This window comes from Cellulomonas sp. IC4_254 (genome assembly GCF_011603975.1).
GTDB lineage: Bacteria > Actinomycetota > Actinomycetes > Actinomycetales > Cellulomonadaceae > Cellulomonas.
This window is the reverse complement of record NZ_JAANNB010000019.1, coordinates 22,287-33,014: the sequence shown is the minus strand read 5'-3', so window position 1 is coordinate 33,014 and position 10,728 is coordinate 22,287. Positions and strand designations below refer to the sequence as shown.

The 10,728-nt window shown below is 75.4% G+C and carries 9 protein-coding genes and 1 pseudogene; 3 read left to right on the top strand and 7 right to left on the bottom strand.

What is annotated here, in order from left to right:
* Window positions 1–363, bottom strand: a pseudogene (locus G6556_RS03710) (hypothetical protein); the annotation flags it as partial.
* 237 nt (window positions 364–600) lie between these two features.
* Here G6556_RS03710 and G6556_RS03705 point away from each other — a divergent pair.
* The gene (locus tag G6556_RS03705; protein WP_166938716.1) at window positions 601–2,373 is read left to right on the top strand and encodes a pyruvate dehydrogenase; all 1,773 of its coding nucleotides are present in this window, start codon (window positions 601–603) and stop codon (window positions 2,371–2,373) included.
* A gap of 18 nt (window positions 2,374–2,391) precedes the next feature.
* On the opposite strand, the gene G6556_RS03700 is transcribed toward G6556_RS03705, so the two are convergent.
* Window positions 2,392–3,084: an FCD domain-containing protein gene (locus G6556_RS03700; RefSeq protein ID WP_166938714.1), complete on the bottom strand. Its 693-nt coding sequence runs from the start codon at window positions 3,082–3,084 to the stop codon at window positions 2,392–2,394.
* A 221-nt stretch (window positions 3,085–3,305) separates the two neighbouring features.
* On the opposite strand from G6556_RS03700, the gene G6556_RS03695 reads away from it, so the two are divergent.
* Complete coding sequence (locus tag G6556_RS03695; protein WP_166938712.1) at window positions 3,306–3,866, top strand: gluconokinase; 561 nt, start codon at window positions 3,306–3,308, stop codon at window positions 3,864–3,866.
* Window positions 3,866–5,269, top strand: a complete 1,404-nt coding sequence (locus G6556_RS03690; RefSeq protein ID WP_240933562.1) for a gluconate:H+ symporter — start codon at window positions 3,866–3,868, stop codon at window positions 5,267–5,269. Before G6556_RS03695 ends, G6556_RS03690 begins: the two co-directional genes overlap by 1 nt.
* A 64-nt stretch (window positions 5,270–5,333) precedes the next feature.
* Here G6556_RS03690 and G6556_RS03685 read toward each other — a convergent pair whose 3' ends face one another.
* The 5 genes from G6556_RS03685 to G6556_RS03665 all read right to left on the bottom strand — a co-directional run bounded on the left by G6556_RS03685 (window position 5,334) and on the right by G6556_RS03665 (window position 10,711).
* Window positions 5,334–5,933, bottom strand: a complete 600-nt coding sequence (locus tag G6556_RS03685) for a hypothetical protein (RefSeq protein WP_166938711.1) — start codon at window positions 5,931–5,933, stop codon at window positions 5,334–5,336.
* A gap of 5 nt (window positions 5,934–5,938) precedes the next feature.
* Entirely contained in the window at window positions 5,939–6,901 is a 963-nt protein-coding gene (locus G6556_RS03680) for a hypothetical protein (protein WP_166938709.1), read from the bottom strand.
* 459 nt (window positions 6,902–7,360) lie between these two features.
* Entirely contained in the window at window positions 7,361–8,347 is a 987-nt protein-coding gene (lipA, locus tag G6556_RS03675) for a lipoyl synthase (protein ID WP_346774704.1), read from the bottom strand.
* Window positions 8,344–9,060 carry a lipoyl(octanoyl) transferase LipB gene (gene lipB / locus G6556_RS03670; protein ID WP_166938707.1) on the bottom strand — a complete coding sequence of 239 codons (717 nt, stop codon included), beginning with the start codon at window positions 9,058–9,060 and terminating at the stop codon, window positions 8,344–8,346. The genes lipA and lipB overlap by 4 nt, the downstream gene beginning before the upstream one ends.
* Before the next feature lie 37 nt (window positions 9,061–9,097).
* The gene (locus tag G6556_RS03665) at window positions 9,098–10,711 is read right to left on the bottom strand and encodes an FAD-dependent oxidoreductase (protein ID WP_166938706.1); all 1,614 of its coding nucleotides are present in this window, start codon (window positions 10,709–10,711) and stop codon (window positions 9,098–9,100) included.
* Window positions 10,712–10,728: the final 17 nt, after the last annotated feature.

Sequence of the window (10,728 nt, the reverse complement as noted above, 5' to 3'; positions counted from 1 at the left end):
TGCGCCGGGCGCGGGGGTGCCGGGCGCGCGGGGGGCGGCCGCCGCCGGGCGCCACGCGGTGGGCCGCCCGAAGCCCGGGTCCGCCGGGCGCGCACCTGCCGACGGCACTGCACCAGACGGCACCGCACCCGACACCCCCGCCCCGGCCGCCTGCCGCGCCCGCGCCGCGTCGACGACCTCGCGCCGCGCGTCGAGGGCCCGGGCGGCGGCGCGGGAGGCGTCCGCGATCCGCGCCCCGTCCTCGCCGGCCAGCTCGAGCCCGCACCGGGCGCACCGCGTCGTCGCGAGGGTCGCCCCGCAGGCGGCGCACCGGGTGAAGTCGAGCAGCTGGCGCCGTGCGGCGTCCACGGGGGTCGGTTCCACGAGGCGAGCGTGCCAGGTCAGCGACCCGCGGGGCGGCGCGTCCACAGTTCCCACCCAGGGTTTCACCACGTCGGACGCGCCCGGGGCCTCGGGGACCCCCGCCCGCTCGACGTGCCGACCCCCCGCGTGCACGCCAGGGTGGACAGGTCCCCCGTGACCGACGAGACACCGCCCCCGCTGGCACGCGGGCAAGTCATGGGATGAATATGGCCTGACGACAACGACAGGAGTGATCCCGTGGCACGCAGCAGCACGGTGGCCGACCAGCTCGTCGCGCAGGTGGTGGCGGCCGGGGCCAAGCACATCTACGGCATCGTCGGCGACAGCCTGAACCCGGTGGTGGACGCGGTCCGCCGCGCCCGGGCCGCCGGCGCGGACATCCAGTGGGTGCACGTCCGGCACGAGGAGGCCGCCGCCTTCGCCGCGGCCGCCGAGGCGGAGATCACCGGCGACCTCGCCGTGTGCGCCGGCTCCTGCGGCCCGGGCAACCTGCACCTCATCAACGGCCTGTACGACGCGAACCGCAGCCGGGTGCCCGTGCTGGCCATCGCGTCGCACATCCCGAGCGCCCAGATCGGCACCCAGTACTTCCAGGAGACGCACCCCGACCGGCTGTTCGTCGAGTGCTCGGTGTTCTCCGAGATGATCTCGTCCGCCGCGCAGGCCCCGCGGGTCATCCGCAGCGCGATCCACCACGCGTACGGCGCCCCGGGCGTGGCGGTGCTGACCCTGCCCGGCGACGTCGCCGACCTGGAGGCGCCGCCGGCCGGCACCGACACGCTCGCCCGCCCTCGCAAGCCGCGCGTGGTGCCGGCCGAGGCCGACGTCGCCGCCCTCGCCGCCGCGATCGACGGCGCCAAGAAGGTCACGATCCTGGCCGGCGCGGGCGTCCGCGGCGCGCACGACGACGTCATCGCCCTGGCGGACCGGATCGCCGCGCCCGTCGGGCACAGCCTGCGCGGCAAGGAGCACATCCAGTACGACAACCCGTTCGACGTCGGGATGACCGGCCTGCTCGGCTACGGCGCGCTCCAGGCGTCGATGGACGAGGCGGACCTGCTGATCCTGCTCGGCACCGACTTCCCGTACGACCAGTTCCTGCCGGCCGACGTCCGCACCGTGCAGGTCGACATCGAGCCGACCCGCCTCGGCCGCCGGACCCGGAACGACCTGGCGGTGGTCGGCGACGTGGGCGAGACCGTCCGCGCGCTGCTGCCGCTGGTCGAGCGGAAGAAGTCCCGGCGGTTCCTCGACTCCATGCTGAAGAAGCACGAGAAGGCGATGGGCGGGGTCGTCGGCGCCTACACCAAGGACGTCGAGCACCACCGCCCGATCCACCCCGAGTACGCGGCCGTCGTCCTGGACGAGGAGGCCGCCGAGGACGCCGTGTTCACGGTGGACACCGGCATGGGCAACGTCTGGGCCGCCCGGTACCTCACGCCCAACGGCCGCCGGCGGGTCATCGGGTCGTTCCTGCACGGGTCGATGGCCAACGCGGTGCCGCACGCGATCGGCGCGGCGCTCGCCGCCCGGGACTCGGGCGCGGAGCAGAAGCACGTCGTCGCGATCGCCGGCGACGGCGGCCTGTCGATGCTGCTCGGCGAGCTCATCACCCTCGTGCACTACGACCTGCCGGTGAAGGTGATCCTGTTCGACAACGCGACGCTGGGCATGGTGCGCCTGGAGATGCTGGTCGACGGCCTGCCGAGCTACGGCACCGACTCCCCCGCGATCGACTACGCCGCCCTCGGCACGGCGCTCGGCATCCCGTCGGTGCGCGTCGAGGACCCGACGCAGATCCGGTCGGCGCTGCGCCAGGCGTTCGCGCACGACGGCCCGGCGCTGGTCGACCTGGTCACCGACCCGCGGGCGCTGTCGATCCCGCCCAAGATCACCCGGCAGCAGGTCAGCGGCTTCACCGCGGCGATGAGCAAGGAGATCCTCGGCGGCGGCATGGGCGAGGTCATGGCGATGGCCCGCTCGAACCTCCGCAACGTGCCGCGGCCCTGACGCCCGGCCGCGCCGCCCTCAGTGCAGGTCGCCGAGGGCGGCGCGGATCTCCGTGGTGATGACGGTCATCGCGCGCTCCGCGGCCTCGGGGTCGCGCGACCGGACCGCCGCCGCGACCGCGTCGTGCGCGTCCAGCGCCTCGGCGCGCGGGCGGGACGGCATCAGCCCGTGCCGGGTGCGGCCGGCGAGCACCTCCGCGACGACCCCGGTCAGCGCGGCGAACATCTCGTTGCGCCCGGCGCGCAGCAGCAGCGCGTGGAACTCGACGTCGGCGGCGAGGAACTCCTCCAGCCGGCCGGCCTCGCCGAGCTCGCGCATCCGCGCCGAGACCGCAAGCAGCGCGTCCACCTCGTCCGGCGAGGCGTGCCGCGCGGCGGCCGCGGCGGCGACCGGCTCCACCGCGGCGCGCAGCTCGGTGAGCGACCGCAGCTGACCGAGGCGACCCGGGCCGGCCAGGCGCCACCGGATGACGCGGGGGTCGAACACCATCCAGTCGGACGACGGCCGCACCACCAGGCCCACCCGGCGGCGCGACGTCAGCAGCCCGAGCTGCTCCAGCGAGCGCATCGTCTCGCGGGCGACCGTCCGGGACACCCCGAACCGCTGCTGGATCTGCTCCAGGGTCAGCACGGCGCCCGCCGGCAGTACCCCGCCGGTGATCTCCGCGCCGATCGCCTCGAGCACGCCGCTGTGCAGCACCTCGACCGCCACGTGCGTCCCCTCGTCCCCGTCCTGGCGCGCGCCCCACCGGCGGCCGTGCCAGGGTCGCACACGGGATCGGGAGGCGCGGACGCCGTCCGAGGCCCGCGCCACTGGTGTGATCTTTGGGTTTCAAAGGTCGCATCTTTGTGGCAGAGTGTCGGCACCCCCGGGGCGATCCGGGGCAGCGCCCGGACGCTCACGCCCGGACAACGACGTCAAGGAGGGCAGCGATGCCGGAGGTCCAGCACCTCGTGATCATGGGTGTCTCGGGGTCGGGGAAGACCACGACCGCGCAGATCCTCGCCGACCGTCTCGGCTGGCCGTACGCCGAGGCCGACGAGTTCCACCCCCAGGCGAACATCGACAAGATGTCCGCCGGCACCCCGCTGACCGACGAGGACCGCTGGCCGTGGCTGCGCGCCATGCGGGACTGGCTCACCGAGCAGTCCCGCGCCGGCCGGTCGACCATCGTCACCTGCTCCGCGCTGCGCGTCGCCTACCGCGACGTGCTGCGGGAGGCCGAGGGCCGCGTCCGGTTCGTGCACCTCCAGGGCACGATCGAGGCCATCGGCGAGCGGATGTCCGGCCGCGCCGGGCATTTCATGCCGACGTCCCTGCTGCCCTCGCAGTTCCAGACCCTCGAGCCGCTCACCGACGCCGAGGACGGCGTCGTCGTGCCGGTCGAGGTCTCGCCCCACTCCGTCGCCGACGCCGCCCTGCGCGAGCTCGGCATCGACCCGGCCACGGCGCGCACCGGCGCGTCGCCGTCGACCACCCTCCAGGAGTCCTGATGCTCGTCCTGCCGACCGCAGCCCCGATGCTGCTGGCCGCCGCGGCCGACGACGCCGCGCCCGCCGTCTCCGACACCCGGCTGATCGTCGCCGCGGTGATCGGCATCGCGGTGATCGTCGCGCTGATCGTCTGGGTGAAGCTGCACCCGTTCCTCGCGCTCATGCTCGGTGCCGGCGTGCTCGCCGTCGCCGCCGGCCTGCCCTACGTCGACGCGTTCACCTCGTTCACCGCGGGGCTCGGCACCACCGTCGCCGGCGTCGGCATCCTCATCGCCCTCGGCGCGATCATCGGCAAGATGCTGATCGACTCCGGCGGGGCCGACCAGATCGTCGACTCGATCCTCGCGAGGACGCCGGTGCAGCGGCTGCCGTGGGCGATGGCGTTCGCCGCGTTCATCATCGGCATCCCGCTGTTCTTCGAGGTCGGCGTCGTCCTGCTCATCCCGGTCGTCATGCTCGTCGCGCGCCGGTCCAAGGTGTCGATGATCGTCGTCGGCATCCCGGCCCTCGCCGGCCTGTCCGCCCTGCACGGCCTCGTGCCGCCGCACCCCGGACCGCTCATCGCGATCGACGCCCTCGGCGCCGACCTCGGCCTGACCCTGGGCCTCGGCCTGCTGGTCGCCATCCCGACCGTCGCCGTCGCCGGCCCGCTGCTCGCCAAGCCGATGGCCCGCTGGGTGCCGCTGGCCCCGCCGACGGAGATCCTCGGCGGCTCCGACCGGGACGAGGACGCGCGGCGCCCCTCGTTCGGCATCGCGATCACCGTCGTGCTGCTGCCCGTCGTGCTCATGCTGGCCCGCACGCTCGCCGAGACCATCGGGTTCGAGGACTCCGGCGTCGGCCAGGTGCTCGACTTCGTGGGCACCCCGCTCGTCGCGCTGCTGATCACCGCGCTGGTGTCGTTGGTGCTGCTCGGCACCCGCCTCGGCCGGGACCGGAGCATGGTCAGCAAGCTCGTCGACTCCTCGTTCGCCCCGATCGCGAGCATCCTGCTCATCGTCGGCGCGGGCGGCGGGTTCAAGCAGACCCTGGTCGACTCGGGCGTCGGCGACGTCATCGCCAAGGGCCTCGCGGACGCGCCGATCTCCCCGCTGCTGGCGGCGTGGCTCGTCGCCGTGCTGATCCGCGTGGCCACCGGCTCCGCGACCGTCGCGACCGTCACCGCTGCCGGCATCGTCGCGCCGCTCGCCGAGGGCCTCTCGCCGACGCACGTGGCGCTCATGGTGCTGGCGATCGGCGCCGGCTCGGTGTTCCTCAGCCACGTGAACGACGCCGGGTTCTGGCTGGTCAAGGAGTACTTCAAGATGACCGTCGGCCAGACGTTCAAGACGTGGTCCCTCATGGAGTGCGTCCTGTCCGTCACGGCCCTGGTCGTGGTGCTGCTCCTGAGCCTGGTCATCTAACCCCGCGCCACGCGCCCGCGAGCCCCCGCCGACCCGCTGGTCGGCGGGGGCTCGTCGTGTGTGCTCAGTCCCGCACGCCGAGCCGCCGGCGTCCGCGGCCGGCGAGGAGGACGACGGAGCCCTCGACCGCCATCGCCAGCAGCAGGAGGCCGGTGCTGCGGTCGACGTACCGGGCGACGGCCTCCGCGACCACGGCGTCGGGCGCGCGGAACCGGTCGGAACCGGTCGCATACGCGCCGTACGCCGTCGCGACGACCCACCGCCCCGGACCGACCACCACCAGCACGTAGAGGGCGTTCAGCGCGGCAGTGACACCGGCGGCACGCCACCCGCCAGCGAGGTGGAGGTCGTCCAGCACCCGGACCCGCGTCCGCACGGCACGGACGACAGACCGCCTGAGCGCGAACACCGCCCCCGCGAGCAGGAACACCGGCGACGTGCCCTCGACGATCGACGTGCCCGACCTCCGCCTCTGCGTCCAGAAGAACGACGCCTCGTCGGTGAACTGGAGCCTCACGGGGAGCAGTGCCGCCACGAGCAGGACCATCACGGCGAGGGAGACGGAGCGCTGGTGCCGCACGTACCAGGGAGGGGCGAGCGGGCCGCTCAGGTGCCGGACTCGCGGCGGGTACGCGCCCTCGGGGTCCCGCACCGGAGCGGCCACGTCGGTCAGCCGCCCATCAGGTAGCGCCACATGCGCTCGGCGACCCGGCCGTGGTTACTGGCGATCATCGAGGCGTAGTTCGCGCGCTGCGTGAACGACCGGACGCTGAGGTAGGTCATCTCCCCCACCCCGAGGGCGACGGCTCCCAGCACCGCGACAGCGCCACCGCCGAGTGCCGCGACGACGAGGGTCGCGCGCAGGACGTCGAGCGCGATGCTCCGCTCCTCGGCCCTGAGCGAGTCACCCGGGACGACGCCCTCGACCAGCGCCCGGACGACCCGCTCAGGGTCGTCCGACGACGCCCCCACGTACTGCTGCCACGCGCCATAGGCGGAGCCGACGTCGTCGGCGGAGACATCGATCCCGTTCAGGGCGGCCAGAGTCCGTTGGAGCGCCGTGAGTCCCGTGAGCGTCGCGTCCGAGATCGACCCCTGGAGCCCCACGAGGGCCTTGGCCGACTCGACCAGGGCGTTGCCGCCCTCCAGCGTCGCGCTCGTCGCGAGGAACCGGTCGTAGACCATCCGGTCGTCGTCGGAGATCCACGCCGCGTAGTACTGGTGGTAGTCCGAGTGCGCGTCGAGCCCGGGCAGCGTGCCGCGCGGGGTGTCCACGTAGTGCGAGAGGTACATGTACACGACCTCGCGCTCGATCGGCCCGGCACGGCGGTCGCGCTTCGCGTTGACCTCCGCGATGTGCAGGGCGTACCCGAGCCGGTCGGCCGTGAGCCGGTCCTCCTCGCTGCCCGCCCGCGACGGTGGAGCCGTCGCCGTCCGGGCCGCGACCGGGACGTCGGCGGGATCACTGCCCTGCTCGTCGAGCCAGGCCCCGAGCCCCGCCGCGACCTCGGCGTAGAAGTCGTCGTCCCGCTCCGGCAGCACCAGGTCCTCGGCGGTCAGCCCGACCTGCTCCAGCGCCTCGGTCACCGCCCAGGCCGCGGCGATCGTGTCGCCGACCAGGGCGTGGTCCACCGGACCCGTCGTCCTGCCGACCGCCGGTGCCGTCGCCGTCGCCGGCACCGCGGTCGTCAACCCCAGCGCCATCGCCACCCCGGCCGCCAGCCCTGCCCTCCGTGTCAGTGCACGCACGGTGCTCTCCCCTGGGTCGAGCCCCGGCGGCTGCCCTCGCCCGGGTCGACCGACCCGGCGCCCGAAGGCGGAGCGTGTCCCACGCTAGGAACGCGCGAGCACCTCCCAGCGACCTCTTTCCGCCGTGGGTAGGTGGTGCGTCGGGCGGACGATGACGCGGCCCGTCGGGCCGTGAGGTGCCGGCGCTGTCACCGGGCCCCTCCGGAGGTGCCGTCCGGGCCGGACCGGCTGTCGTGCAACGCGCAGCCCGGGTGCTCGACCTCGTTCCACGTCACCACCCCCGAGGCGACGTTCACGACGTGATCCGTGACGGAGTCGGTCGCGGCCTCGTCGGCGCAGCGCTCAGCGCACCGCCTGCGCCGGCAGCGCCGCCTCGGCGAGGTGCCGCAGCTGGGCCGGGACCTCCCGGCCGTGCGCCGCCATCGAGCGCGCCCACAGCCGCCCCGCACGGTAGGACGACCGGACGAGCGGCCCGGCGAGCACCCCGAGGAACCCGAGCTCCTCCGCCTCCTCGGCGATCTCGGCGAACTCGTCGGGGTGCACCCAGCGCGCGACGGGCAGGTGCCGGGGCGAGGGCCGCAGGTACTGCGTGACGGTGATGATGTCCGTCCCCGCGTCGCGCAGGTCGCGCAGCGCACCGGACACCTCGTCCCGCTCCCCCCCCATGCCGAGGATGAGGTTCGACTTGGTGATCATCCCGGCCGCCCGGCCCTGGGTGAGCACGTCGAGCGAGCGCTCGTACCGGAACGCGGGCCGGATGCGGCGGAAGATCCGCGGCACGGTCTCGACGTTGTGCGCGAACACCTCGGGGGCGGCGTCGAACACCTGGGCGAGGTGCTCCGGGCGCCCGGTGAAGTCCGGCACCAGGATCTCGACGCCGGTGCCCGCCGCCTGCCGGTGGATCTGCCGGATGGTCTCGGCGTACAGCCAGGCGCCCTCGTCCGGCAGGTCGTCCCGGGCGACGCCCGTGACGGTCGCGTACCGCAGGCCCATCCGGGCCACGGACTCCGCGACCCGCCGCGGCTCGTCGACGTCGTAGTCCGCGGGCCGCCCGGTGTCGATCTGGCAGAAGTCGCACCGCCGGGTGCACTGGGAGCCGCCGATGAGGAAGGTCGCCTCGCGGTCCTCCCAGCACTCGAAGATGTTCGGGCAGCCGGCCTCCTGGCAGACGGTGTGCAGGCCCTCGCCGCGGACGAGGTCCTGGAGCTGCCGGTACTCCGGGCCCATGCGCGCGCGGGTCTTGATCCACTCCGGCTTGCGCTCGATCGGCGTCTCCATGTTCCGGACCTCGAGCCGGAGCAGCCGGCGGCCGTCGGGCGCGGCGGTCACGCGGCGGCCTCCGTCGCGGCCGGGACGCCGGCGACGGCCGCGACGCCGGCGACGGCCGGGACGTCGGCGACGGCGGGCAGGGCGTCCGCGAGCGCCGCGACGACCGCCGGCAGCACCTCCCGCGGGGTCAGCGCACGGCCGGCCTCCCGGCTGAGCGTCGTCACCCCGGCGTCGGCGATGCCGCAGGGCACGATCCGGTCGTAGGGCGCGAGGTCGTTCGCGACGTTGAGCGCGAAGCCGTGCATGGTCACGCCGGCGGCGACGCGGACGCCGATCGCGGCGATCTTGGCGGCGGGGCCGACCCCGGACGCGGGCGGCACCCAGACGCCCGACCGTCCCTCGACGCGCTCGGTGCGCACCCCGTACCCGGCCGCGACCGCGATGAGCGCGCCCTCGAGGGCACGGACGTACGCCACGACGTCGACCGGCTCCCGGAGCCGCACGACCGGGTAGCCGACGAGCTGGCCGGGCCCGTGCCAGGTGATCTTCCCGCCGCGGTCCACGTCGACCACCGGGGTGCCGCCCGGGTCGGCGGGGCGCTCGTCACGGCGGGTGCGCCGGCCGGCCGTGTAGACGGGCGCGTGCTGGCACAGCAGCAGCGCGCCCGGCCGGTCGCCGGCGACGACCTCCGCGTGCAGGGCGCGTTGCAGCCGCCAGCCCTCGTGGAAGTCGAGGGGCGGTCCGTCCAGGCCTCGGTCGACGACGGCGATCATGCGCTCGACCGTAGCATTGTTGGACTCCGTCCAAGAACTACCCGGCGTCGACCGGCGGCAGGGGCCGGGTCGCCGGACCCTCCAGCGGCCGCCCGTCCGGGCCGAACCGGCTGCCGTGCAGCGGGCAGTCCCAGGAGCGCTCGACCTCGTTCCAGGTCACGACGCCGCCGAGGTGCGTGCACACGCCGGACACCCGCCGCGTGACGCCGCCGACCGTGCACACCGCCTCCGGCCGCACGCCCGCGCGCTCGACGCCGCCCTGCCCCTCCGGCGGGTCGGCGCGGGTCCCGGCCGCCGGGCGCGGGGCGGTCCAGCCGCCCGCGAGCCAGCGCGCCACCGCCGCGTTGAGCCGGGCGGCGTCGCCGAGGCCGGACAGCTCGTGCCGCCCCCACGGCCGCCACGACTCCGCCCAGCGGGGCGCCCGGTCGTTGAGGATGTCCGCGGCGAGCACCAGCGCCGCGGCCACCGCGGTCGTCATGCCCCACTTCGCGTACCCCGTCGCGACGTACAGCCGCGGGTCGAGCGGGAGCAGCCGCCCGACCAGCGGCAGCCCGTCGGCCGTCGCGTAGTCCTGCGCCGACCACACGTGCGTGAGCTCGGCGCCCGGGACGTGCGCGTGCGTCCACTCGACCAGCGCGCGCACGGACTGCCCGGTCCGGGGCTGCCGGCCGACGGGGTGGCCGGCGCCGCCGACCAGCAGCAGGTCCGGCACCGCGGCGGGCACCGGGGTCGACGGGTCGCCCGGCACGACCGGACCGCGCACCAGCCCGGGCCCCGGGAGGGCCGGCACGGAGCGCAGCGAGCGCGGGTCGGCGTCGACGGACAGCGCCATGCTCGTGGGCGGCGGCTCCGGGACCCGGAACGCGCACGCGTACGACCGCAGCGGGTGCAGGCGCGCGAACGCCCCGCCGCGGTCGAGGATCGGCGTGCCCGTGGCGAGCACGACCGCGTCCGCGGTGACGTCGCCCGCCGTGGTCCGCAGCACCGTGCGCCGGCTGCGGCCGCCGAGCTCGGCGCCGTGGTGCATCCCGAGCACCCGCACGCCCTCGGCGATCCGGCCGCCGCGCGTGACCACGTCGGCCGCCAGCGCGCCGAGCACGTCCAGCGGGTCGACCTGCGCCTGGTCGGCCAGGCCGATCGCCCCGATCACCGGCAGCGGCAGGTCGGTGCGCCGCCGCCAGCCCACCGGGACGCCCGCGCGGCGGCCGGCGTCGAGCTCCGCCTCGACCCGGGCCCGGCCCTCGGCCGTGGTGGCGAAGGTGACCGCCTCGCGCCGCTGGTACGGCACGTCGTGGTCGTCGAGGTAGCGCAGCAGCCAGTCCATGCCCTCGGCGCTGCCCTCCGCGTACGCGGCGACCACGCGGTCGTCGTGCCGCTCGGCCAGGGTCGCGAGGCGGTCGCCCTGCAGCAGGCTGACCTTGGCGGTGCTCCGCCCGGTCGTGCCCGCGCCGACCGCGCGGGCCTCGAGGACGAGGACCCGGCAGCCGGCGCGGGTGAGCAGGAGGGCGGTCGTCAGGCCCGTGAGCCCGGCGCCGACCACGACCACGTCCGCCGGGTCGTCACCGGGGTGCGGGACCGCCCCCGGCGCGCGGTGGTGCGGGTGGGACGCGGGCTCGTGCCGGTCCCACCACAGCGAGGTCCGGGCGACCACGACGCCCCCCTGCTCGG